The sequence below is a fragment of the Haladaptatus cibarius D43 genome (assembly GCF_000710615.1).
In the GTDB taxonomy this organism is placed as follows: Archaea; Halobacteriota; Halobacteria; order Halobacteriales; family Haladaptataceae; genus Haladaptatus; species Haladaptatus cibarius.
The window spans coordinates 34,409-58,991 of the sequence record NZ_JDTH01000008.1 but is presented as its reverse complement, the minus strand read 5'-3'; the positions used below and the strand labels follow the sequence as shown (position 1 = coordinate 58,991).

The 24,583-nt window shown below is 51.6% G+C and carries 18 protein-coding genes and 2 CRISPR repeat arrays; of the genes, 13 read left to right on the top strand and 5 right to left on the bottom strand.

Annotation, left to right across the window (positions count from 1 at the left end; translation table 11 throughout):
- Nucleotides 1-437: 437 nt before the first annotated feature.
- From HL45_RS17605 to HL45_RS17580, 4 genes are all read right to left on the bottom strand, one after another.
- Complete coding sequence (locus tag HL45_RS17605) at nt 438-1,613, bottom strand: competence protein CoiA family protein (protein ID WP_144240123.1); 1,176 nt, start codon at nt 1,611-1,613, stop codon at nt 438-440.
- A gap of 1,871 nt (nt 1,614-3,484) precedes the next feature.
- Nucleotides 3,485-3,697: a hypothetical protein gene (locus HL45_RS17590; protein ID WP_049972523.1), complete on the bottom strand. Its 213-nt coding sequence runs from the start codon at nt 3,695-3,697 to the stop codon at nt 3,485-3,487.
- Entirely contained in the window at nt 3,688-3,834 is a 147-nt protein-coding gene (locus HL45_RS22065; protein ID WP_449404103.1) for a DUF7718 family protein, read from the bottom strand. The genes HL45_RS17590 and HL45_RS22065 overlap by 10 nt, the downstream gene beginning before the upstream one ends.
- A 363-nt stretch (nt 3,835-4,197) precedes the next feature.
- Nucleotides 4,198-9,370: a CRISPR direct-repeat array (repeat unit 37 nt; unit sequence GTTTCAATCCCGTTCTGGGTTTTCTAGCTTCTGCGAC).
- A gap of 119 nt (nt 9,371-9,489) precedes the next feature.
- The gene (locus HL45_RS17580; RefSeq protein ID WP_049972521.1) at nt 9,490-10,137 is read right to left on the bottom strand and encodes a helix-turn-helix domain-containing protein; all 648 of its coding nucleotides are present in this window, start codon (nt 10,135-10,137) and stop codon (nt 9,490-9,492) included.
- A 133-nt stretch (nt 10,138-10,270) separates the two neighbouring features.
- Here HL45_RS17580 and cas6 point away from each other — a divergent pair, with 133 nt between their 5' ends.
- The 10 genes from cas6 (at nt 10,271) to HL45_RS20070 (ending at nt 21,632) form a co-directional block, all read left to right on the top strand.
- The gene (gene cas6, locus HL45_RS17575; RefSeq protein WP_049972520.1) at nt 10,271-11,140 is read left to right on the top strand and encodes a CRISPR system precrRNA processing endoribonuclease RAMP protein Cas6; all 870 of its coding nucleotides are present in this window, start codon (nt 10,271-10,273) and stop codon (nt 11,138-11,140) included.
- Nucleotides 11,137-11,571, top strand: a complete 435-nt coding sequence (locus HL45_RS20950; protein ID WP_158413719.1) for a hypothetical protein — start codon at nt 11,137-11,139, stop codon at nt 11,569-11,571. Before cas6 ends, HL45_RS20950 begins: the two co-directional genes overlap by 4 nt.
- Before the next feature lie 2 nt (nt 11,572-11,573).
- A complete protein-coding gene (locus tag HL45_RS17565) occupies nt 11,574-14,009 on the top strand; it encodes a hypothetical protein (RefSeq protein WP_233274836.1) in 2,436 nt (811 codons plus the stop codon).
- Complete coding sequence (cas7d, locus tag HL45_RS17560; protein WP_049972518.1) at nt 14,006-14,956, top strand: type I-D CRISPR-associated protein Cas7/Csc2; 951 nt, start codon at nt 14,006-14,008, stop codon at nt 14,954-14,956. Before HL45_RS17565 ends, cas7d begins: the two co-directional genes overlap by 4 nt.
- Complete coding sequence (locus tag HL45_RS17555; RefSeq protein WP_049972517.1) at nt 14,949-15,650, top strand: hypothetical protein; 702 nt, start codon at nt 14,949-14,951, stop codon at nt 15,648-15,650. The genes cas7d and HL45_RS17555 overlap by 8 nt, the downstream gene beginning before the upstream one ends.
- Nucleotides 15,650-17,539 carry a type I-D CRISPR-associated helicase Cas3' gene (gene cas3, locus HL45_RS17550; protein WP_049972516.1) on the top strand — a complete coding sequence of 630 codons (1,890 nt, stop codon included), beginning with the start codon at nt 15,650-15,652 and terminating at the stop codon, nt 17,537-17,539. The genes HL45_RS17555 and cas3 overlap by 1 nt, the downstream gene beginning before the upstream one ends.
- Nucleotides 17,536-18,144, top strand: coding sequence for a CRISPR-associated protein Cas4 (cas4, locus tag HL45_RS17545; protein ID WP_049972515.1), 609 nt, complete (start codon nt 17,536-17,538; stop codon nt 18,142-18,144). The genes cas3 and cas4 overlap by 4 nt, the downstream gene beginning before the upstream one ends.
- Nucleotides 18,131-19,126 (top strand): CRISPR-associated endonuclease Cas1, encoded by a 996-nt coding sequence (gene cas1, locus HL45_RS17540; protein WP_049972514.1) that lies wholly within the window; start codon nt 18,131-18,133, stop codon nt 19,124-19,126. The genes cas4 and cas1 overlap by 14 nt, the downstream gene beginning before the upstream one ends.
- Nucleotides 19,127-19,128: 2 nt before the next feature.
- Nucleotides 19,129-19,401, top strand: a complete 273-nt coding sequence (cas2, locus tag HL45_RS17535; RefSeq protein ID WP_049972513.1) for a CRISPR-associated endonuclease Cas2 — start codon at nt 19,129-19,131, stop codon at nt 19,399-19,401.
- Between the two features lie 139 nt (nt 19,402-19,540).
- Nucleotides 19,541-21,332: direct repeats of the CRISPR family, unit length 37 nt; unit sequence GTCGCAGAAGCTAGAAAAGCCACTACGGCATTGAAAC.
- An 81-nt stretch (nt 21,333-21,413) separates the two neighbouring features.
- Nucleotides 21,414-21,632 carry a hypothetical protein gene (locus HL45_RS20070; RefSeq protein ID WP_084157091.1) on the top strand — a complete coding sequence of 73 codons (219 nt, stop codon included), beginning with the start codon at nt 21,414-21,416 and terminating at the stop codon, nt 21,630-21,632.
- Between the two features lie 20 nt (nt 21,633-21,652).
- Here HL45_RS20070 and HL45_RS17530 read toward each other — a convergent pair whose 3' ends face one another.
- Nucleotides 21,653-22,090: a hypothetical protein gene (locus tag HL45_RS17530; protein WP_049972512.1), complete on the bottom strand. Its 438-nt coding sequence runs from the start codon at nt 22,088-22,090 to the stop codon at nt 21,653-21,655.
- Between the two features lie 216 nt (nt 22,091-22,306).
- Here HL45_RS17530 and HL45_RS17525 point away from each other — a divergent pair, with 216 nt between their 5' ends.
- The 3 genes from HL45_RS17525 (at nt 22,307) to radA (ending at nt 24,502) form a co-directional block, all read left to right on the top strand.
- Nucleotides 22,307-22,657: a hypothetical protein gene (locus HL45_RS17525; RefSeq protein ID WP_049972511.1), complete on the top strand. Its 351-nt coding sequence runs from the start codon at nt 22,307-22,309 to the stop codon at nt 22,655-22,657.
- Nucleotides 22,658-22,742: 85 nt separating this feature from the next.
- Nucleotides 22,743-23,177: a hypothetical protein gene (locus HL45_RS20550; protein ID WP_144240122.1), complete on the top strand. Its 435-nt coding sequence runs from the start codon at nt 22,743-22,745 to the stop codon at nt 23,175-23,177.
- 335 nt (nt 23,178-23,512) lie between these two features.
- Entirely contained in the window at nt 23,513-24,502 is a 990-nt protein-coding gene (radA, locus tag HL45_RS17510; RefSeq protein ID WP_049972508.1) for a DNA repair and recombination protein RadA, read from the top strand.
- Nucleotides 24,503-24,583: the final 81 nt, after the last annotated feature.

The window sequence follows — 24,583 nt, the reverse complement described above, 5'->3', positions numbered from 1 at the left end:
TTTAAAAGTTCTAATTAAGCAGTTTAGGTTACTGAAGTCTAAAAATTTGGTTTGCCTATGGGGAATCACTGATTCTTTGATTCATTAACTCTGTATTTTCCACGCTCTTTGAATCATTGATTCTATGATTCCTCGATTCTGAATATCTGGATTTCCCTGTGTCACTGGCTCAGTGCTTCTTGGATTCATTGGTTCTATAAATCATTGATTCATGGATTCAATGAACCTCGTTAGTCACTTCGTTATTGGATTCACAGAATCCTTTTTGTCACAAATTCAAAGCATCCTGATTTCAGTAACTCATGGATTCACTGATTCACTTACACACATTGAGATAAAATTTAGGTCGAGAAAATCTGGCCTACACAACCTCCTGTTTATTAATACTATGAGGTTCGCGGAATCGGTTCAAGCAGCTCCAGAGGGTGTACGCTGTTCTACGTCGTCTCTCTATCGGTGCTCTCGTTTCTGTATCGTTGTTTCTGTACCTCTTGAATCCGTTTGCACGCTTCAATCACCCTCCGAATATTTGCAGACGCTAGCTGCGGCTCCACCATCGCCGTAATCTGTCCTTGGTAGTGGTCCTCGAAGACTACCACTGGTTCTCCGGTATCTGCTCGGCAGAGAAGGGCCAAGCGATACATCGCAGTTGTAGTTTCCCACACGTCCACCCAATCTTTAGGTTCCACTCCAACCTGCCTCGATGCCCAGTTCTGCCGTCGTTCTGGATCCCACGATTCGAGAATGTTCGAGAGACGACGTAGTTTTCGAGTTCGTCGGAATAGATTTGGATCCGCTTCGTATTCGACATCGCCACGGCGAGTCTTTCGGATGAACACACTCGGTCCACCCGATCCATCCATAGCCAGTCCGATGTCGCTCTTCGTTCGCCCGCTATCGAAGAGCGACGTACTGAAAATCGAAAATCTCCCGTCCCCTTTGTCATGCAGTCTATACAGATTCTCGGCCCAGAGCAACGCATGGGCCTCGGAAAATAGCTCGTCTGGGAACGGAATTTCCCGTTCGACCGCTGGACTCTGTGCCTGCCGAAGCCACGTGACGATGTTGTGAAAACCCGACCATTCGCCTATGTCTGGAACCTGCGTCGGCCACCACGCCGCGAGTGTTCCATCGCCGAGGTTCACGTCACGGTCGCTGAAGTGATCCGTGTTTAGCCACAGTACGCTGTAGCCATTCGAATGGAACGTCGACTCGACAGCTTCGGTATCCTTCGAGTCGTGTTTGTACTGAACTTCGATAGCGAGTCCCTTCCCGTGGCGGCTATGCTCACGAGGAAATTCTACGAGTACGTCCGCCCGTCGGTCGTCCACGTCCTGCTCGATGGACACGGTTGCGCCCGCGAATACGGAACTGGCTTTCGAGGCGGCGATGGACTTCATCTTCCGATGCTCTGCTGATTCTCCACCGACGCCAGCACAACCATCCGGCGGTGTGGTCGGGTGCCAGAAGTGGCGCGCAACGAAGGAATCGTCTCTCTGATGTGAATCCCGGATTCGTAGCTGGTTCCCACAGGCAGGGCACTCCGCTGAATCGCTCTTCTCGGCCGCATGAGGTGCGGTTAACTCGCCGTCAATTATAGCGGTGAACGGCATGTATTCCTATACTAAGATATTCTTAGCGAGATTACTTGAAAGATTACTATGGTCTACCTACCGGGGTGACCAGTCACTCAGTTGTTGATAGACTGGAAAGATTCATGAAATAAGCGGATGAAAAGGCCGACCACGGCGGTTCGGTTCTATTTGACGGCGCGTTTTGACGTGTTGAGAAAGACGAGTACAGCGGCTTCGATACCTACCATGTACAACGGTAGTCGGATAGACACTGTTCGGAGCGACGACCGAACGGCGGTCTTGCTCGTGGAATTGAAGGGTGAGTATGTCCGAGAGCGACTGTTTCGGGCATGTTCCATATGGTCTCGAACGGTTGGTTTACGAACGCAAGTACGCGCCGGGCGAGCGATGCCGTGTGGCCCACTGAACACTGAGGGGATAGGCCCGCCTGTGCGTGGTTCTGTTATGTTGCGACCACGATTCCCGATGCGATCCTCTGCATTGGCTGTTGGACTGGGACGTGTGGAATTGTTCTCCTCCATCACTTGCGGTAAATGTCTTGAGTATGGTTCGTGAAAAAAGCAATAAATATAGCGAATAAGCTGTACTAGAACACATGGAAATCAACTCACGATACTTGGTTGGACTTGGCATCCTCATCACGCTTGCTGGGGTTGGAGCATACTATGCAGGTGCCTATGACAGCTTTAATGCAGACCTCGAGGCTCTGTTAATAGCGATTCTTATTGTCTCTTTAGGACTTCCGCTGATATTCCAGAGCTATCGAATCCGGAAAATGCAAAAGTCAGACTAGCAGTCTGCAGTAGTCAAAAACGATTGTTCTCTTTCTGATACCGTTCTATCGTTGTTTCCGACTGTCTCAAGTTGCGGGTTGAACCAAACTTCCAGAGTCATCTCTGACCATTTTAACACTATCCGAGGACGTTCGCCGTTGGAGTCACCGAATTATTTCCCTGGTAAATAATACAGGCGTGTGATTACGTAAGAAGCTTCGCAAAATTCGATCTAGCGATAGAGATGAACTACTCGTCCTAGTCAAGATCGTCGGCGTTGGCCTCGCCACTCTCAATCATTATTAATTCTAATAGAGAATCTACGCTGTGGTAATGTTCGTACTGAGTCGATTCCTGGTAGTTTATGTGTTGGTGATGCTGTCCAATTACGATAACTTCCTCGTCCTCAAACGTAAAAGTGAGAACAATCGTCTTCCGCGTTGTCGTCCGTCCGTCGTGACGATTTTCGTTCGTTAGCAGATGGTAGCGATTGTTGGTCACATCACGCCAGAGCATTCCGTCTAACGACCGGAGCCGCTCATAGATCACGGGTTCGCTGAAGAGCCGAAATTCCTTTTCGCGCGTTGCGCTTGTCAACGTAATCGACATCGGAGTTTCATCAGGCATTGTTACCCGTCATGTTACTCAAGATCGTCGGCGTCGAGGTTTCCAATTTTATCTTTGATTGTTTCAAGTAGTGTTTGATATAGTGCACTTCGCCAATATTCTTCTGTAACTGGATGAATCCAATGTAATTAGTTTTAATGGTTATTCTATTCTACGGGCAAAGCCGCTGACGAACCAAGAGCCGGTTGTTTCAAACCCGTTCTGAGTTTTCTAGCTTCTGCGACTGGAACATCGTGGTTCAACCGCTTCGGGGGGTGATTAGTTTCAATGCCGTCGTGGCTTTTCTAGCGTCTGCGACCACGGCTCGGACAGGCGCTTGGATTTATCAAACTGGTGTTTCAATCCCGTTCTGGGTTTTCTAGTGTCTGCGACGTGACGCGGGTTATCAGGTGGGAACGATTTGTCTCAAGTTTCAATCCCGTGCTGAGTTTTCTAGTGTCTACAACTAGCTCACTTTTTTAGTGCTGTAAGAACCGTGGAACCACCCAGCTAGTGCTCTGTTGGGTCGTAGCCGCTCTGTGACTCGTCACGGGCACTGTCGGGTGGACAGCCGTAGTCGGCTTCGATGGCGTCGAAAATCTCGTCAGGGTCAGGAGCCTCGGCAAGCCAGTCGTCCAGTTGGTCGTCACTGGCTGGCTCGTACTCGTCCGATTCGCGTTCCATGAACTCGCGTACACTGTTGGGGTGGTCTTCTACAGCCACGTTTCGAACCTCCTGATTAATCTTTCGTGGTGGCGTCGTAAATACTCTTCCGCAAAGCGCGGCCCTTCGGCACGCGAAATCTCGGGAAAATCACGGCGCTTCCCCACCTGCGTCCCATCGGGTCGGTGAATGTCCATGTGCAGGCCGCTCCGAACTGCAGTCCGGTAGCCCGCCCCGCCCCGTCGTGGTCGAAGCGCGCGACGGCCCGCCACTCGCCTGCGGCCCAGTATTCGAGTTGCACCATCTACTGAACCGGAACTCCACGGTACCGGGTCATCACAATGGTTTCAATGCCGTCCTGGGTTTTCTAGCTTCCATAACTTCATTAGCGTCTCGTCGAGCGCCTTCTTGATCCGGTTTCAATCCCGTGCTGGGTTTTCTAGCTTCCGTAACCCGATTCGCGGCGTTGAGAACGGCGAGTTGGAACTGTTTCAATCCTTTTTGGGCTTTCTAGCGTCTGTGACTTGCGCTTGCCGATTTCGAGATTTCTTTCGCTTCTTCGTTTCAATCCCGGTTTGGGTTTTCTAGCTTCTGCGACGCGAGAGACAACAACCTCCGTTCGGTAGTCGAAGACCTGTTTCAATCCCGTTCTGGGTTTTCTAGCTTCTGCGACTCTTGCCCTCGTGACGCCCGAACTTCATGTCGCGGTGTTTCAATCCCGTTCTGGGTTTTCTAGCTTCTGCGACACGACCGCGCCAAACGCTCTGAGTTTCGCAGAGTCGTTTCAATCCCGTTCTGGGTTTTCTAGCTTCTGCGACTCCGCCACCCTGACACCAACCGGCGATACCTCCCGGTTTCAATCCCGTTCTGGGTTTTCTAGCTTCTGCGACCGTCGATAACAACTAGCAATCCGACGATGACCAACGCGTTTCAATCCCGTTCTGGGTTTTCTAGCTTCTGCGACGCGAGAGACAACAACCTCCGTTCGGTAGTCGAAGACCTGTTTCAATCCCGTTCTGGGTTTTCTAGCTTCTGCGACTGGCATTTCACCAATATCACGCATTCCTTTAATCAGTTTCAATCCCGTTCTGGGTTTTCTAGCTTCTGCGACTCGTCTGGGCGAACAGACAGCGGAATCGTGTTTATCCGGTTTCAATCCCGTTCTGGGTTTTCTAGCTTCTGCGACCGAACTCCGTGACGATGTTGCAAGTCCGACACATGTTTCAATCCCGTTCTGGGTTTTCTAGCTTCTGCGACCAGGCGACGGCGAGTGCGACCGACGCAGGCGATGAGTTTCAATCCCGTTCTGGGTTTTCTAGCTTCTGCGACCCTGAACATTTGGAAATAGAACAATGACCGTTTACAAATGGTTTCAATCCCGTTCTGGGTTTTCTAGCTTCTGCGACAGGCACGTCGGGGGAGCAGGGAGGCCAGTCCGGTTTCAATCCCGTTCTGGGTTTTCTAGCTTCTGCGACTAGGTGACCTCGAACGTAAGTTCGAACTCTGCCAGTTTCAATCCCGTTCTGGGTTTTCTAGCTTCTGCGACCCTCGCAGACAGACGAATCCATGACAGAACCAGAAGAGTTTCAATCCCGTTCTGGGTTTTCTAGCTTCTGCGACCCTCGCAGACAGACGAATCCATGACAGAACCAGAAGAGTTTCAATCCCGTTCTGGGTTTTCTAGCTTCTGCGACCGTGGGGAGGCGTCCGACGCGACAGCGAACTGCTGTTTCAATCCCGTTCTGGGTTTTCTAGCTTCTGCGACCAATCCGGGGACTCGAAGGTTGTAGTCGTCTGCCTCAGTTTCAATCCCGTTCTGGGTTTTCTAGCTTCTGCGACATGGAGTACCGCGAGGACACCCCCTTGCCGGACGCAAGTTTCAATCCCGTTCTGGGTTTTCTAGCTTCTGCGACCTGGTCGTTTGCGTCTCGAATCCGGTTGATAGCGGTTTCAATCCCGTTCTGGGTTTTCTAGCTTCTGCGACAAGACCCCGTAGGGAAGCGCGACTTTTCCGGTCACATGTTTCAATCCCGTTCTGGGTTTTCTAGCTTCTGCGACCCGCAAGGCCGTTGAGACGAGTGCGCGCGCCATGCAGTTTCAATCCCGTTCTGGGTTTTCTAGCTTCTGCGACGTCAGGAATATTTAATAATGGACTCACGGGTGAATCAGTTTCAATCCCGTTCTGGGTTTTCTAGCTTCTGCGACGAACGAGGAATGGACGAGAAGACCGGCGCACTCCTGTTTCAATCCCGTTCTGGGTTTTCTAGCTTCTGCGACTGCGGGTGATGCTGGACGCGGCGGTGTCGTTCCAGGTTTCAATCCCGTTCTGGGTTTTCTAGCTTCTGCGACTCGACAGTCAACACAACCCCACAACTGAGTCATGACGAGTTTCAATCCCGTTCTGGGTTTTCTAGCTTCTGCGACGAGGAGATAGCGTGGGAATGCCTTCGATGTAGCACACTGTTTCAATCCCGTTCTGGGTTTTCTAGCTTCTGCGACCGATGGCGAAACTGTCGGGTGATGGCGAATGACAGAGTTTCAATCCCGTTCTGGGTTTTCTAGCTTCTGCGACTGTCTCCCCTGCTGAAACCGGACTCCTCGCCATCCTGTTTCAATCCCGTTCTGGGTTTTCTAGCTTCTGCGACTTTCGTACAACGGGCGTGTAACCCGCTGGATGTCAGTTTCAATCCCGTTCTGGGTTTTCTAGCTTCTGCGACTCAGTCAACGACGTGCCATACCCCGCCGCGTTCTCGTTTCAATCCCGTTCTGGGTTTTCTAGCTTCTGCGACCGACCCCACGCGCTTCGTCCCGCGAACGATGCAGACCGGTTTCAATCCCGTTCTGGGTTTTCTAGCTTCTGCGACGCGCCGACCGCGACCGCGACCGTCACCGACGGCCAGCAGTTTCAATCCCGTTCTGGGTTTTCTAGCTTCTGCGACTCAACATCATCTAAGAGGTCTCAAATGGCAGAAATCGGTTTCAATCCCGTTCTGGGTTTTCTAGCTTCTGCGACAAACCAGTTTCGACCGTGCCGCCACAGGACGCACAGCGTTTCAATCCCGTTCTGGGTTTTCTAGCTTCTGCGACCCCGCGCGGGCCGCTCGGCGTCGTGTCCGTCGACCGTTTCAATCCCGTTCTGGGTTTTCTAGCTTCTGCGACCCGCCAGCGGGTCGTACTCCACCGTTCAGGAGATCCGTTTCAATCCCGTTCTGGGTTTTCTAGCTTCTGCGACTCGAAACGGAGGACGGGACGCCTGTCACGCCCGAACTGTTTCAATCCCGTTCTGGGTTTTCTAGCTTCTGCGACTCGAAACGGAGGACGGGACGCCTGTCACGCCCGAACTGTTTCAATCCCGTTCTGGGTTTTCTAGCTTCTGCGACCCTCGCAGACAGACGAATCCATGACAGAACCAGAAGAGTTTCAATCCCGTTCTGGGTTTTCTAGCTTCTGCGACCGCATCGCTGGTCGATGTGACCGCACCGGGGTGTACGTTTCAATCCCGTTCTGGGTTTTCTAGCTTCTGCGACTTCGACGGTCTTGCGAGAGCGCCTTCTGCCCCTTCGCGTTTCAATCCCGTTCTGGGTTTTCTAGCTTCTGCGACAGACCGACGTGAACGACTCCTCGGGCAGTTGGCCCAAGTTTCAATCCCGTTCTGGGTTTTCTAGCTTCTGCGACGAGGACACCCGCAGTGAGCGTCACTGAGTACGACATCAGATTGTTTCAATCCCGTTCTGGGTTTTCTAGCTTCTGCGACCCTCCTTGTTTGAACAATCGAGGGTGATTCCGCTCCGTTTCAATCCCGTTCTGGGTTTTCTAGCTTCTGCGACTCAAATGCACAAACGCGGCACGACAACCACAGCGTTTCAATCCCGTTCTGGGTTTTCTAGCTTCTGCGACCCAGACCAAGACGGATTTGTCCCCGCCCCTGTCTGTCGTTTCAATCCCGTTCTGGGTTTTCTAGCTTCTGCGACCGCCGTTCGACTTTGAGCGTGTCGCCGTGGATGACGAGTTTCAATCCCGTTCTGGGTTTTCTAGCTTCTGCGACCAACGAGTTTCGCTTCGGTGATGACAAGACCTTCAAAGTTTCAATCCCGTTCTGGGTTTTCTAGCTTCTGCGACGGATATGCAGTACAACAATCCCGAGAATGGGTGTAAAGTTTCAATCCCGTTCTGGGTTTTCTAGCTTCTGCGACAAAAACACAGAGGGAAAAGATGAGCGGAATAACCGTTGTTTCAATCCCGTTCTGGGTTTTCTAGCTTCTGCGACACCGATTCGAGGAGGGTGGAGCAGGCGACAAAATAGTTTCAATCCCGTTCTGGGTTTTCTAGCTTCTGCGACCGGTTCCAGCACGCGGAGCGAGCCGTTTTGTGCATTGTTTCAATCCCGTTCTGGGTTTTCTAGCTTCTGCGACTACGCGGGGACTCTTGCGCACCTTCAGACACGGTTGGAGTTTCAATCCCGTTCTGGGTTTTCTAGCTTCTGCGACCGGTCAGCATTGGGTGCGATGGTGTCGGGGTGACCCGTTTCAATCCCGTTCTGGGTTTTCTAGCTTCTGCGACCTCCGACGACTCCGACGACTCCGACGACGCCGAGTTTCAATCCCGTTCTGGGTTTTCTAGCTTCTGCGACACTGATTCACGACAGTACCGAGTATTACGACCTACGCGTTTCAATCCCGTTCTGGGTTTTCTAGCTTCTGCGACACGAATGACGACTCGGAGACGACAAGCACGAGTTCCGGTTTCAATCCCGTTCTGGGTTTTCTAGCTTCTGCGACTATGCAAACATCAATGGCTCGAACAAGGGCACTCCGTTTCAATCCCGTTCTGGGTTTTCTAGCTTCTGCGACAGTTCCCGTAATCTCTTCGATGCAATCAGGACACGCGAGTTTCAATCCCGTTCTGGGTTTTCTAGCTTCTGCGACCTCGTTGAGAAGCGAGAGAACATCCGTGACAAGAAGGAATCCGTTTCAATCCCGTTCTGGGTTTTCTAGCTTCTGCGACTTGATTCAGACGGAAACACAACTGTTCAAACAGAGTTGTTTCAATCCCGTTCTGGGTTTTCTAGCTTCTGCGACGGTCGCCAGCAACATCGCTTCACTCAAAGAGACGAGTTTCAATCCCGTTCTGGGTTTTCTAGCTTCTGCGACCGGAGCAAAATGATGTGGGTGCATCCTTGGTCCGGAGTTTCAATCCCGTTCTGGGTTTTCTAGCTTCTGCGACGGTGGTCACAGGCACCGTCGTCGTCTTCGTCAATAGTTTCAATCCCGTTCTGGGTTTTCTAGCTTCTGCGACGTTGTCGGGGGTGCGATGCTCTTCTGACCCACGAGTTTCAATCCCGTTCTGGGTTTTCTAGCTTCTGCGACGCTCGAACTTGCGCAAGCGGAGCGTCGGCATCGACGGGTTTCAATCCCGTTCTGGGTTTTCTAGCTTCTGCGACTCGGCGAGTACGTCGTCAGCGTCGTCTACGACGAGTTTCAATCCCGTTCTGGGTTTTCTAGCTTCTGCGACCAGATGCAGTCGAAGACTTCCCAACAATTATAAATAGTGTTTCAATCCCGTTCTGGGTTTTCTAGCTTCTGCGACTCTGTTCGGTCTCTTGAGGGATTGTAAGGGTTGTTTTGTTTCAATCCCGTTCTGGGTTTTCTAGCTTCTGCGACTGGTGACACGTTGGACGGGACGTGACGTGTAGACCGGTTTCAATCCCGTTCTGGGTTTTCTAGCTTCTGCGACAGGGGGTGAAATTTCGGCGAGAGCCCCAATAAAGCTTTCTCACAGTCGCATTTTACGGGCGGAATTCATGGACCCCCGCTGTCCAGAGCCTTTAAAAAGGTCGATGAAGACCCCGGCTCTCACGCGCCCGCGCGAAGCAACAACTCCCCTGTGAATGTTATTTCGGCATACTTCGTTTTCCCGTCTCTAAATGTGGTGACCACCTCGTTTTCCGCCAAGGTCTCGACGTGGCGAGTTGCCGTACTTTTCGACTGCTCGATCTGCTCGGTGAGGTCGGACATCGAAAGCGGGGCGTCTGCCTCGGCAATCACTGCCAGCGTTTGGTGTGCCTTTCGTGGCACATGTGCCTGCAACACCGGGAGTGACCACTCGCGGACACGCTGATCAACATCGCTGAAGGTCAACGTCTGGTGAATCCGTGGAGCGTGGATGAACGACGCGAGTGCGAATGGGATGAGGATTTCGCGGGCCCCTCCTGTAAGCGCTACAACGAGGTCACCGTCTGCAGCCTGCAAAATATCGCTACATTCCAATGCTGCACTCGAGAGGTCGTCATATGTGATTTCCTCTTTGTCGAATTGCACGTCTGGCTCGATTTCTTCAAGCAGGTCTGTTACATCTCGGATAGCGCTCCGGGCCCGCTGGTCGTCGTTCTCGGTGTTTGGGCGCAACAGAATAATCTGGTCACCTTCGTCGAGACCGTTACTCAGGATGGGTCGGGTAACGCGCCGACTGTCGTAGCCGATTGGCGAGATGTAGGTTCGCATATGGGTGTGGTTGGTGTATCGCGTGAAAATAGTATCGTCGCATCTGAATGCAATCGTTGTTCTGTGTTGCAGTATGTTGTAATCGTGTAATTCACTAAGTAGATTTATCACATCTCCGCCTCGAAAGGAGAACGTGTCGCAGACAACTCCCACACCGACGACCGGCACTCATCGTCTTCGGCGGATCACACTCACAGTGCGCCCAACGGAGACGTTTCCGGTTCCCATCTCTGATGGGTACTCTGTCTACAGCGCGCTGTTAGCGGCGCTCAATGACGTTGATGCAGCTGTGAGCGAACACATCCACGACTCTCCGCTCGGCAGTTTGCATAGTAGCGGTCTTCTTGGTGTGTTTGGAAACAGCAACCGCGACTATCACAAAACGGTTCGAAGCGACCGCTCGTACGAACTGTCGCTGGGTATCGTTGATTCACGCGACGACGACATCTTTCAGTCACTCGTGAGTGCGCTCGTGTTGGACGGCAACGAGTTGGAGTTGACGAACGGAACGCTCCACGTCGAGATTTTCGAGAGCGAAAACACGAGCCACGAAGCCCTTCTCGCGCAGGCGAGCGAGTACGACAATCCGTCCATCGAAATGGAGTTTCGTACCCCGACTTGCATCGAGGAAGCGGGCGACGTGACGACAATGTTTCCACACCGCCGCGCCGTTTTCCAGTCGCTCTGTGGAAAATGGAATCGTACCGCTCCTGACGAACACGAACTCGCAATCGATGACGAGGACGTGCTCGCACATATAATCGAGAAACCTGATGCACGAGCGTACGATACCCACAGCGTTCTGGTGAACCGCATTCGAACCGAGGACGACGAATCCCGTGCAATTTTCCGGCAGGGATTCACTGGTCGCTGTGAGTATGCGCTGAAGGATGCAAGCGAGAGCGTACAGAACGCAGTCGTCGCCCTGGCTCTGTTCGGCGAATATTCCGGCGTCGGAAGTGCAGTTGCTCGAGGCTGTGGAAATGTGCAGGTGAATCTATGATATTGAATTTGGGAGTCCAAGCACGGGTTTTCAGTGATATCGAGGCTAACGCCCTTGTTTCAATCCCTTGTAGACTCCCTAGTACTTCATTTGTTAACACACTATATAATTCCCGTGGAAAGGGAGAGAATGAGGCTAACTCCCTTCACCCTAGATTTAATATCGTGGGTCTATTCTATTCAGATATAATGGGAATTCAAGCATCAGACTTACTCGGAATGTCTTTTCAAGTGCGAGGGATCTATCAACAGGAAACCGGCCAAGATAATCAAATCGGTCTGATGAAACTGGAAACTGGGGAAAAAGTTGAGTTTGTAAGAGACGGGATACCACTTAAGACTGGACACGAATATCAAATTGTAAATTGTAATTCAAAGAAAGAAAAGCCTGGGCGACGTGTTGTGGCACTATCCACTGTAAAGAAGGTTTAAAAATGTCGGAATTAAAAAGTTCAAAACACCGTGACACCTACAAGGCGCACAAATGGCTTGTTGAGGGTCAAAACCTCTACGAAAACGTCATCAACGCCGCAGGTGCATACGATGCCAAGGTCGATTCATCGGCGAACTCCTCGCTTGCAGCGCACATCCTCAACGCTGTAACCATCGGCGTGAATACGTTCGTATTTAACGCGGTTGGCACTGATGAGGATGTCGCAGATTACGAGGAAGACATCAAAGTCCTCGCATCGGCACTCGCACTCCACGATACAAACAAGTACGTGCGCGAGGCGTACGGTTTCGATGCGGATGGAAACTCCAGTGAGGCGTTCGACTACTATTTCAATCCCGAAGAAGGAGAGGGCGACGACTTCGGTATCGAGGAATTTCTCGGCGATGGCTACCGTGACGACCTCCATTATCTCGTCCAGCGGACAGAAACCCGTGAGGATAGTCGAGAGACGCGCGGTACTGACACCGAATTTTCCGGTTTAGCGCGGTATTGCCGTATTGGCGACCAGACTGCTTCTGTTGCCCTTCGAGACGGTGTTGAAGGCGTTGAACACAAACTCGCTACACACTTCGGCGATAAAACCGTCCATCGTATCGAGTTCACCGAACTCGAACAACCGGTGCTAAACGATGTGCTTCTAGGAACGGCAAAAGAAGTTATCGCTGGCGAGACCGACCGCAAAGCAAGCGGCGTCGTAATCGGGAGTTCACCGAACGAGATTCTATACCTCGGGGAGGCAATCGAGCGGGATGACCTCCGTGAGATTGTTGAGAAATCCGCCGCAGAAAACATTGGTACCAAGTCTGAGTTCTCGTTCTCGTGCAAACTCAACTGGAATTCATTTGACTACGATATCCTCTCGGAAGTCGAAATTAAACCCGAGGATAAGGAGGAAATTATCGCCGATGCGTTCCGTGACTTGCTAGAGCGAGGATCTGCTGGCGTTGAACCTTTCGAGTATATTCCCGATGAGTTTAACCAGTACTTCCCGACTTTGGCAAAGTCTGTCTACGTTGATGGTCGGTCGGACTTCGATGACCCCGACGTGCAAGACGCCTACGACCGGATTAAAGACGAACAGGGTGTCCAAAAAGTCAAACTCCACTTCGTGGCGTATCTCGTTCAACACTACGAGGAACACGCTGATTTCCTCAAATCATTCGCTCGAGAGGTTCGTCCTGAACTCCATGATGATCTTGAACCAGAGAGCGATGCGATCGGGTCAGTCGTTGACCGATTCTTTGAGGGGTTGATAACGCCCGATCTCGGCGTGAAAGAGGAAATGTGTTTCCTCTGTGGAACTGAGACCGATACGAAGTATCAGAAAGGGTTGAGTGCAATTTACCGGACACAGGAATATTCGCGTCGGGTTCCCCCGCACGCGAAGTATAAATCAATCTGTGAGGTCTGCAATCTGGAATACGCGCTTCTTGCGGACATCTGTGAACGAAGCGACGTAAGTACAAACAATTCACTTGAAGTTGCGTACTTTTACTTTGATGATTTCCTCGGTGATGTCCGAGTCCGTAGTCGGCGAGTAGGCAACGTCGTCCAAGGAGATGCAGACGAACTAGATGATACGGATGTTACTACGAGCTTCGTCAGTTCGCAGTATTTCATCCAGCCGATTTACGTGTTGGGTGAAAACCACCGGATGGCAGTCATCCGGCAGGTGATGCAAACTGCCCAAGATGCCGGGATGAAGGTGGTCGTAGGACGACCGTTTACGCGCTTCGAGAGCGCGGATACGGTTTTCACTGACGAGGAGGCCACCCGACCGCAAGAACTCCTCAGACTGGACGAGGTGGAACGATTCGGCCCGCTTCCCGACTTTGTGACGGACGAGCGAACCGATTCTCACCTTCGCTGTGCGCTCCAGTTGTTCAAAATCATGAGCATGGTTGGGCAGGACGCGAATTTATCGAATTCGTACCTGCATCTCGACCGCGATACGTTCCACAGCATCGCCAACTTCGCTGTTGTCAACCATGACAACGCTACTCGACTTCCGGATCTTCGGGAGTATTTCGAGAACTACCACGCAGATTCACTTATGAATATGAAAACCGTTGCCGAACGAGGTATCGACCTTCTCGGCACATCCAGCCTCGACAGCAAGTACAAGAAGACGAAAATATTCCGTGAAACGCTTGACGCGATTCTGACTGCTAAGAGCCAAGGCTTGGAAGGTGACCAGCAGGAAGAATACGTTCAAGGACAGGTGTATGCGGCAGCACACCGCGAAAAGTATGCAGGCTACCCAGATCCTGAAGAGGCCCAACAGTTCGTTGAGAGCGTTCAATCCTACCTCGAAGAGGAAAAACTCACCGACCTGAAGAAACTCTCGGACTGGGAAGACGCGCTCGTGAACACGTACTACTATACCGTTGACCAACACTTCGAAAACCAACAATGACGCTTGATTACCCCGATACTGGACTCGTCGAATCGCACAGCATCTACCGAACCCGAAAGCCGTCCGTCACGCTCATCGTAAGACGCGATGTGACCGAACCGACTCTGTTTCGGAACTCGGAACACGACCGTGCGGAAACACAAGAGTTCGACGACAAACTTCATGCACAGGTAAACGGCGAGAAGTTCACTAGCAAGGAACGACTGACCGGTCTTGACCTACTCCGGCGACTGGACGAGGATGGCTCGCTCATCCACGAAGATTACACCTATAACGAACCCGATGACCTTGATAAGTCACTAAACGTTGGTACGCTCACGTACGGGTTAGCTGGAACTGGCAGCCAAGATTTCGCAATCAAGTCTCGGGTCGTTGAGGGCTACACGTACACGAACAACGAGTACGACTTGATGAACAAAGAAACTCGGAATGCGGTCTACGAAACTGGGACAATGCAGGACGACGAGCAAAACCAATCTCAGGCTTTGTTCGACTTCGTGAAAGTTCAGCCCGGTAGTGACTTCATTCACTTTATCACGCTGGAAGCGGCGACCGGACCGATGTTGCTGTACGTACTCCACAATATCCTGAACACCGGTAAGTACGGCGCACGGGAGACACGGACAGGGCGAAACATTCGAAATACCGTTCTCGGCATCATTCTCGGTGACCACGACACGTCATTGTCTACGGGTGAATTCCTACTGGAATATCACGGTGAAGACGACCGACTCGAAGAAAGCCTCGGTGAGTATATCGAAGCAGTGCGTCGTGACGACTGGAATGTTTATGGTACGTTCGAGGGTGCCGAGGATGTCCCAAGCTGGTTCCACGAACTCCATGCGGTCGCCGCCCGTGAAGCCGATGATGCCGATGAGATACTCCAAGCGGAGTTTAGCCACCTAATGGAAGACGCACGGGAGAGCTTCAACCAAACCGATGATTGAACGGACGTTTGAGGCGACGCTCTACACGCCCTTGTTCTACTCCAGCTCGGAGGGGCGTGCAATCCGTACACAGCCAACGTTATCCGCAACTGCGCTCATGCATGCACTCGGCTATCGGTACTTCGAGATGGAGAAACGATACGTCGAACTCGGCGAGCGTGCGACGACTCCGGATTACTCGCACTTACGGGATGCGTCGTTTTTCGTTTCGGACATGCGGCCAGTTGCGGTGGAAGCCGACGAACGAACCTTCCGTAGTACGGACTACCGATCCGAGCGAAACTTCACGACGAACGACACAGACCTCGCAAAACAGATCACTGGCGACAAATCAGTTCCCTCGATTTTGGAGGACTCCGGTGCGGCTTATCAGACGATTCGAAACTATATTGGACTCGCCCCTGGGTCGACGTTCGAGTTTACTGTCTGGAGCGATAAACCGATCCCTACACGCCCATTCTTCCGCATGGGTGTCAAACAGACCGGTGAGTTTCGAGCCCAAGAGTGCGAGCAGGATACCCTCGTCCTCAACAAGTATCTACTGTCGGAGGTCTATGACCTCAACAAGAGTACACTCACCGAATTAATGGAACACAGTTCGGCGTTCCGCCGTGGAAACGACCCGCGACTTCAGCACTTCGTCGGGGCGAGTCCCGAGTTCGTTCGCGAACACGTTGTTCCGGAGGTGTTGTAATGAATCAGTTCACCGTCGGGGATGCATCCTTAGCGACTGAACCTGCGAAGTACGGACTGAGAGATCTTGGTTTCGATCAGGCACGGTCATTTCAAAACCGCGTTGTCGAGTGGGTTCACGACGGAAATACGCCTGTTTCTGTGGTTCGCGCACCCACTGGTGCGGGGAAGACAGCGACGTTCCACGAACTTATAAGCGTTCATCAACCTACACTCCTCGTCTATCCGACGAACGCATTGCTTCGTCAACAGCACGAGCGGTTCGTGAATGCCGAAGTCGATGCCGCCGTATTGAACGGTGAAACGCTGGAAGGCTACGCTCACAGACGGACTGAAAACCTACTTGGCTTCCTCGATACGTATGAGAACGATTACGATGTCATCCTAACGAACCCTGATATTTTGCAAGCGACGATTCAGGATATGTACAGCGGTGATCATGCGATGCGATTTTTTGACAACTTCAACGCCATCGTCTACGACGAATTCCACTTCTACGATCCACTGGCGGCAAGCGGACTTCTCCTGCAAATCAAAATAATTTCGGAACGACAAGTCGATCCGAAGATTATACTCGCATCCGCAACGCCGAACGAAGATTTCGTCGAGTTCGTTCGGACGCAGTTGCAACTCGACGTACAGAATATCGAAGCAGAGTATGTCGAAAACGGAGACCGGTTTCGACAGCGCGTCGAAGTTGTTCGGCACGAGGAACGCCGAATCGTGGAAGTACGCGATGCAGTTGCGCAGTTACTCCACGAAGAGATCAATACAACAGACGACCACGATGAACCCCGTGTCGTACTTGCGTTCAACAGTGCGAAAGACAGCAACGACTTTCACGATTATCTGGCGGACGAGTATGAAACCGTCTTCAAACACACCGAAAAAGATAATGGATTCGACACGAACGATGATCTGGTTGACCTTGACGACGAAACGTTCTATATACTGAACACGACCAGTAAGGGTGAGGTTGGGCTTGACTACGACGTAGAGACGCTCATCATGGAAAATCCGACCCGGCCCAGTGCATTCCTCCAGCGATTTGGACGTGCTGGGCGAGCATCCGAGGCGACAGTCCACATTTACGGTCTGGGACAAGGGCCTTGGGGAACTGATGTCGATTTCCAGACATTCACCAAGCAAGTATACGATGGCTTGCAAGAAGAACGAATGGCTCCAAAAGCCCTCGGTGACCTGATGGGGCTTCGAGGTGCATATGGGATTGAAGTCCGGGAAGATGGCTATGGTTGGTTTAATCCCGAAATATTCGAAGACCTTGCATCCAACAACGACCAGTACGGCCGCTGGCGAAATTTCATTGAGGACGTGAACGACGAACTGGACGCAATTGATGGTCTTGGAGGGAAACCTTACGATGCGGAAGTAAATAAACTCCTCAAATTCACAAAGGAATGTTTCGAAGTATTTCGGGGGCTTCGAGGTCGTTCACTCTCGGCACAAATCGAATATCCGCGCGGCGACCGGCTCGGACTGACAACGTACGACCTCGGTCGGACACTACGTGGGTACGAGATTGATTGTGTTCGAGAGGGAACCGTTCTCCGAGTCAAGCCAAGTGACGAGAACTCACTTTCGCTTGTAACAGCCCGACTCCCCGCTTACGAGACGGAACCAACGAGATACGACGAGCCGACGGGTAAGATCGAGAAAACGCTCCAGGACAAAATTCGCCCGAAAATCGACCACATGAGCCGAAAAGACGATTTCGGCGTTTCAACCGAGCTTCTCCATCGATTCTTTGATGTTGTCCGCATCACCGACGCTATCGTCCCACGGCGTCTCACCACAGCGACGTACGAAATCGACGTTGGTGACGAGGGGTCTGGACCACCGACCATTGAGGTTCACCGCCGACAAATATGACTTCAGAACTCGTCAACGTCTCCGATCTCAACCAATACAGCTACTGTCCACGTCGCTACTGGTATTTACACTTCTACAATACGCAGGGACGGAACTACTATCGGGTTGAAGGCAAAACGAAACACGAAAATCAGTCGACTCGCGGCAACTGGTTGAATGAACTCTATCTCGAATCCGAGGAGTTGGGACTCAAGGGCAAGATCGATGTGCTGGATCTCGGTAATGACCAAGTCGTTCCCGTCGAACGGAAACGTGCCGAAAGTGGCGACTATTATCGGAGCGACGAACTCCAACTCGCAGGATACTGTCTGCTACTAGAAGAACATCTCGGTGAATCTGTTCGTGAAGGGGCGATTTACCTCTACGAAACCGATCAGCGGATGCATATTCCAATCACTGAAAACCACCGCAAAACGGTTCAGGAACAAATCGAAGCGATGCGGTCGATGTCTGTCGAATCGGTTCCACCACTTACTGACAATCGAAAAAAGTGCGAGGCCTGTTCGGCCCGCGAGTACTGTATGCCAGAAGAAACCGCGATGCTTGAACCCGACAAAGCAACGGGCACTGCATTCGAGCAGGAGATACACAATGAAAGCAACTGAAGGAATGTTCGATGAATCGGTCGTCTACATCACGAAACAGGGAACGCAGGTTCGAACCGATGGAGGCCGAATCGTCGTCTGGGATGTGGACGGTGACGGAGACAAACTCGTTTCGTATCCCACGGAACAACTCGACACGATCAACGTCTTCGGTGGGGTGAACTTCAGCACACCATTCGTCGCACGAGCGAACGAACACGGCATTGTCCTGAACTATTTCACCCAGCATGGCAAGTACCGTGGGAGTTTCGTCCCTGAGAAAAACACCATCGCAGAGGTTCGGCGCGCACAATACGCCCTCTCGTCGGACGATGAGCTCGCCATTGCTTGCGCGATGATTGCCGCGAAGATTCGCAACGGACGAACGCTTCTCGGCCGGAAAGGGGTTCACGGAACCGATTTGCTGAAAGATCTCGGTGTGCGTGCTGAAAACGCGACGAACAAGGACGAGCTCCGGGGAACCGAAGGTGAGGCTGCCGAACGCTACTTTTCGCGCTTGGACGAAACACTCGCAGACGGCTGGACGTTCGAGAAGCGGACGAAACGGCCTCCGGAAGACCACATCAACTCACTCCTCTCGCTGACTTACGTGATGATGAAAAACGAAGTACTGAGTGGCCTCCGGCAGTACAACCTCGACCCCTTCCTCGGTGTTCTGCATGCAGACCGCCATGGAAAACCGTCGCTCGCGCTCGACCTCCAAGAAGAGTTCCGAACGAGTTTCTGCGATGCGTTCGTCACTCGCCTCGTGAATCGCGGAACGATTACCCACGACGACTTCAATCGGGACAATCGCCTTCGTGACGAGGCATTCAAAACCTATCTCTCGAAGTTTGACAACTACATGAAAGAGGAGTTCACGCATCCGTATTTCGACTATTCGGTGAGTCGGAGAAAGGCGATTCGCCAGCAGGTCATCCTCCTCCGGAAAGCCATCGTCGGTGAATTGGACGACTACCACGCGCTTACATTCACCCGATAACCATGCGCCTCGCAATCGTGTATGACGTCAGTGATGACTCGAACCGCCGCCGCGTCTATCAAACGCTCCAGCGATACGGGGCGTGGCAGCAGTACAGCGTATTCGAACTCGAAATAACGAAGACTCAGCGCGTCGAACTGCAGGACGAGTTGGAATCGCATATCGACCCAGAAGACGGCGACCGGATTCGGATATACCGCCTCTGTGAATCATGTTTGGGGAACATCACCGACCTCGGAGTGACCCCGCCAGACGAACAGTCGAACGTTCTCTGAGCGTGTGACGAGTCGCGGCTAAGGTGAGTTCTTCATCGACCTTTTTAAACTCTCTGTACGGCAGGGGTCGATGAAATTTGGGTCTGGTTTCGGTTGCAGAGAAAGCTTTATTGGGCCTCTCGGTAGAATTTCACCCCCTGTCGCAGAAGCTAGAAAAGCCACTACGGCATTGAAACGTGTTCGGATGATTCGGAACCCGGTGGAACAACTGGTCGCAGAAGCTAGAAAAGCCACTACGGCATTGAAACATGACGGTGGTGCGTCTGCATGACGCGAGAACACGCAGGTCGCAGAAGCTAGAAAAGCCACTACGGCATTGAAACAGGTCGTCGCCGGTCGGGTCGTAGCCGGTGTTGGTCTGTCGCAGAAGCTAGAAAAGCCACTACGGCATTGAAACAATGTCTCAACCGGCACGGTCGGCGACGATGCACCAAGTCGCAGAAGCTAGAAAAGCCACTACGGCATTGAAACATTTCCCTCCGACCTCACCTCCCACCGGCAACCGCTGTCGCAGAAGCTAGAAAAGCCACTACGGCATTGAAACACTCGTTCGACGTGCCACCATGCTGTCGCGCGCGTCGCAGAAGCTAGAAAAGCCACTACGGCATTGAAACGCGGAGATGGTGGGCTGGATATTGGAGAGTGGCTTAAGTCGCAGAAGCTAGAAAAGCCACTACGGCATTGAAACTCTTTAGTGACCGTGACCACTGGGAGCGTAAATGGCTGTCGCAGAAGCTAGAAAAGCCACTACGGCATTGAAACCGAACGGGAAGAGGACTGCGTTGAGTCCTTCCAGTCGCGTCGCAGAAGCTAGAAAAGCCACTACGGCATTGAAACAGCTTGGCCGTCAACTGCTGGAAGAGCAGTACCAGAACGTCGCAGAAGCTAGAAAAGCCACTACGGCATTGAAACAGCATTCATGGAAATGCTCACAGCCGTCCTCGCGCTTGTCGCAGAAGCTAGAAAAGCCACTACGGCATTGAAACGGGTCACCCCGACACCATCGCACCCAATGCTGACCGCGTCGCAGAAGCTAGAAAAGCCACTACGGCATTGAAACCGATTCGTTCGATTTCTCGCTCGATTTCTGCTTCATAGTCGCAGAAGCTAGAAAAGCCACTACGGCATTGAAACACTGCATTCGCTGTCCGGAGATATGGTCGGCCATCAGTCGCAGAAGCTAGAAAAGCCACTACGGCATTGAAACCTACCACTCTATTGGCAAACTACCGGAGTCGTTGTCGCAGAAGCTAGAAAAGCCACTACGGCATTGAAACTTCGCGGAAGCCGCTTCGGTCGCCCTCGAGAACGTTGGTCGCAGAAGCTAGAAAAGCCACTACGGCATTGAAACTACAAAATCAGGAAGTACGGCGGGTCGCTCATCATGTCGCAGAAGCTAGAAAAGCCACTACGGCATTGAAACTGGGATATACGTGGTAGAATAGCGACTCCCGCCCGGTCGCAGAAGCTAGAAAAGCCACTACGGCATTGAAACTTCCTGAAGAACCGTGAAGCCTTGGGTAAAGCGATGGGTCGCAGAAGCTAGAAAAGCCACTACGGCATTGAAACACGACAAGAAGCAAGTGAACGTTGAAATGCCCGCAGTCGCAGAAGCTAGAAAAGCCACTACGGCATTGAAACTTACTCATCGTTCCCCTCCGTGACGGGGTTCGCGGCGTCGCAGAAGCTAGAAAAGCCACTACGGCATTGAAACCACTCTACGACGTGGTCGTTGCGAACGAAGCGGTGTCGCAGAAGCTAGAAAAGCCACTACGGCATTGAAACCAGTCAGGTCTATTGGTCGCCCCACGTCCACGTCATCGTCGCAGAAGCTAGAAAAGCCACTACGGCATTGAAACGAATCCAGTAGCGACGATACCCAAACCATGAGCGAGTCGCAGAAGCTAGAAAAGCCACTACGGCATTGAAACCCAATCGCAATCGGTACCAGTGTCGCTGATGGCCCGTGTCAACGAAAGCGATTCGGCTACGACTGTCCCCAGTGTGGGATAATGCACGACAGCGTGGAGGACGCGGAGTACTGTTGTCAGCGCCGACCAGAAGACGCACCGGACTGTATCGAGTGTGGTCGTCGTATAGAGCGCGGTGCGTGGGGTACAACCGCAGATGGGACTCGGACGGTCGAATTCGCCGAATGCGAAGCCTGTGACATCGGCTGGGGGTGGTTCGCCGGCTGGCACCAACTTGACCAGGAGCAAGACGATGACTGACGACGCTGGATACGCAGACCCTATTTTTCGATTCGGAACTTCATCGTAAGCTTTGGCTCTTTGCGCCAGTTAGAGTCGTTCATTGTAACAACTAGTCGATACTTGTCTGAGTGCCGGTATGGTTTTTCGTCCTTACCACCGAATTCAAAAGTATCACTCAGTTTTTTACTCCGTGAATCGTAGTATTCGCGCCAAAATTCTTCTCCGTTTTCTAAATATTCGAGCTCATCTTCTGGTACTACGTACGTGTTGAAGGGGTGGTCAGTCCGGGAAATTGCCCGAATAACTGCTTTCGCTGAACCACCATCTTCGACGGAAAGCGGCCAAGAATAGTGCCTGAAATTGCCTTCCCCTTCCAGTACAACTGTTTCGTCAATGTCGTAGAACTCGTTTTCCGTGCCACCTTCGCCGTTTTTTCCTCTTCCATTATCTCGACCGTGATCTTGTTCTGACATCATGATTAATTTGATCAAGAGCCACGAAATAACTGACGGATGAATAGATCGACGATTTATTTGTCGGTATCTCCGATAGCGGGTGCATTTGGCTTGGGTATGTTAATCTGGTTGCTTCGTCGCGGCGCTCAATTTACCAGCCCATTCAGAGGTAACCGGTATCTCGTAGAGTTCAGTAAAAAGATATATTTTTGAATCATCCAGAAGTACTTTGAGCCAATGAGCAACGAACGCGCTCTAGGAGACCACCTCGGGTACTTGGCCTATCATATTGAAGCGCTCGATCGTCGCGATGAAGACATAGAACAAGAGCTTGCGACTATCCGTGAGGAAGCTGACTCCAAGGATGAACGAATAAAAGCTGAACACAAAGCACTCAAGGATTACCGAGACGACGTTTCAGACCGAATTGCTAAACTCGAAGCACAAGTCGAAAATTGCCTTGAGGATGCCACCGAGACCACTCGTGACCGTGCCAAGGAGATACGCGAGTCTGCCACCGCAACCCACCTCGACGAACCCGAAATTCCTGACGCAGGCTTCCAAACCGCCAACGACATCGGAGAGTAGTTTTGGATACGCCGTTCGGCCTATTGCTCCTGGGTAAGTCGGTGGATATATTGAAGGAGATAGATTTGTATGAAGTAGATAAACAATGACGCTAAAAGAAACAAAAATCAAGGGAACGACGTACGAGTACCACAGTGAAAACGAAGGACAACCGTTCGGAGAAAAAGACCAATACACGCTCCCTGATGCGGTCGATTATTTCCATGGCGATGGTAGGGCCGCTTTTCGTATTAGCTCGCACACGGCATTCGTAACCGAAGGGGACGAAATTCACCTTCATGCACTTCCACACCGAGACGAGCAGTGTCCAGAAAACGCACATAGCTGTCTCGGTCGTTGGGACGTTGAAAATTTTGGGACAATGCTTGATGGACTACGGGTTATAGAAAAGGGTCTCGAAACCGAAGCTAATCCAAGACAAATTCTCCAGACGATGGAGAAGCAGATGGGTGGTGTTGAACTTGGCCCTGGCGTCAAGAATGCAGACGGTAAAGACAGTCATATTCAACGTATTGAATAGACTACTGATACGCGATTGAAACTCGCTGATGAAAGTGAACGCGAACGTATCGTGATTTTGCCCTGCCATTGCTGATCCACTCCTCGTCGATGATGGCGAAGTCGCAGAGCGTTTCGGTGTTCCATTCCTGCAGGAGTATTCTATATCCACGTCACTGTAGCACCTCTTAATCGAAAGAGAGAGCCGCTGTACCGCGCAAAAACGATTCTGTATCCACATTAATGTAGTACCTCTAGATGTTGCGACTATCGAGACTTTATGGACGATGAAAATTCCACTCGATACATACGATTTGACCCTATATTCTTTTATCACTTGATTCAAAATATACAGGAATGACCACAGTAGAGTTAACCGATTTACCGAATGTCGATTCTACTATCGAGACTCAACTAACTGATGCTGGCTACGAGAATCCTCAGTCGATTGCAGTCGCGTCGCCAACTGAGTTAGCGAACGCCGTGAACATCACAACGAAAACCGCCGAACAGATTATTCGGACCGCGAACGATGCGACGAATTTCGGTGGATTTGAATCGGGGACCGAGGTACTCGGTCGTCGGAAGAAATCAGGAAAGCTTACTACTGGAATTCCTGACCTCGACGATCTCCTCTTCGGCGGGATTGAAACCCAATCTCTCACTGAAATTTTTGGTAATGAGAAAAGTGGTCGGTCAACACTGGCTCACCAGCTTGCGATTCGGGTTCATCTTCCCCCTAAACAAGGTGGACTCGGTGGACGTGCCGTCTACGTCGATACTCGGGGGAAATTTGATCCCGAGAGAATCGTACAGATGACTGAATCGCTTGATACACGATTACAGAAATCTCTTGCAGAGCGATTGGATACTGGGGCTGACGTAGATTCTATTGCAGAGGCTATCCTTGAGCAGACACTTGTTTCATCACCTGTCGATACATCTGAACAGATGGCAACTGTGGAAAAACTCGATGAAAAAGCACAAGAGTTGAAGAAAACAGACTCTCCACTCCGATTAATCGTGGTTGATTCGCTCACCTATCACTTTCGAGCCGAGTACCAAGGACGGTCGAAACTTCCCGAACGCCAGCAGAAGCTCAATAAACACCTGCATGAGCTCGACGTGATTGGGAGAGCCAACAACGCAGGAATTGTATTTACGAATGCGATGACATCCGCAAGTAAATCATATGGCGGTGCTATCTTAGGCCATAAATCCTCGTTTCGACTGCAACTGAAGAAGACATCTGGAGAGAAGCGACGGATTGCGCTAGTCGATGCTCCGAACCTTGCGCTTGGAGAAGTCGGTGCGTACATCGAGGAGCAAGGATTCGTAGGAGAGTGACTAATCAATGGTACTAAAACGAGTTCCTTGAATATATGCAAGAAAGAGTATGACAGGATTTGATACAGATACACCATGGCT

Bases quoted from the DNA above. Each gene is read 5' to 3' on its own strand.
- HL45_RS17605 (WP_144240123.1), bottom strand. From the start codon at position 1,613: ATGCCGTTCACCGCTATAATTGACGGCGAGTTAACCGCACCTCATGCG.
- HL45_RS22065 (WP_449404103.1), bottom strand. From the start codon at position 3,834: ATGGACATTCACCGACCCGATGGGACGCAGGTGGGGAAGCGCCGTGAT.
- HL45_RS17580 (WP_049972521.1), bottom strand. From the start codon at position 10,137: ATGCGAACCTACATCTCGCCAATCGGCTACGACAGTCGGCGCGTTACC.
- HL45_RS20950 (WP_158413719.1), top strand. From the start codon at position 11,137: ATGATATTGAATTTGGGAGTCCAAGCACGGGTTTTCAGTGATATCGAG.
- HL45_RS17565 (WP_233274836.1), top strand. From the start codon at position 11,574: ATGTCGGAATTAAAAAGTTCAAAACACCGTGACACCTACAAGGCGCAC.
- cas7d (WP_049972518.1), top strand. From the start codon at position 14,006: ATGACGCTTGATTACCCCGATACTGGACTCGTCGAATCGCACAGCATC.
- HL45_RS17555 (WP_049972517.1), top strand. From the start codon at position 14,949: ATGATTGAACGGACGTTTGAGGCGACGCTCTACACGCCCTTGTTCTAC.
- cas3 (WP_049972516.1), top strand. From the start codon at position 15,650: ATGAATCAGTTCACCGTCGGGGATGCATCCTTAGCGACTGAACCTGCG.
- cas4 (WP_049972515.1), top strand. From the start codon at position 17,536: ATGACTTCAGAACTCGTCAACGTCTCCGATCTCAACCAATACAGCTAC.
- cas1 (WP_049972514.1), top strand. From the start codon at position 18,131: ATGAAAGCAACTGAAGGAATGTTCGATGAATCGGTCGTCTACATCACG.
- cas2 (WP_049972513.1), top strand. From the start codon at position 19,129: ATGCGCCTCGCAATCGTGTATGACGTCAGTGATGACTCGAACCGCCGC.
- HL45_RS20070 (WP_084157091.1), top strand. From the start codon at position 21,414: ATGCACGACAGCGTGGAGGACGCGGAGTACTGTTGTCAGCGCCGACCA.
- HL45_RS17530 (WP_049972512.1), bottom strand. From the start codon at position 22,090: ATGATGTCAGAACAAGATCACGGTCGAGATAATGGAAGAGGAAAAAAC.
- HL45_RS17525 (WP_049972511.1), top strand. From the start codon at position 22,307: ATGAGCAACGAACGCGCTCTAGGAGACCACCTCGGGTACTTGGCCTAT.
- HL45_RS20550 (WP_144240122.1), top strand. From the start codon at position 22,743: ATGACGCTAAAAGAAACAAAAATCAAGGGAACGACGTACGAGTACCAC.
- radA (WP_049972508.1), top strand. From the start codon at position 23,513: ATGACCACAGTAGAGTTAACCGATTTACCGAATGTCGATTCTACTATC.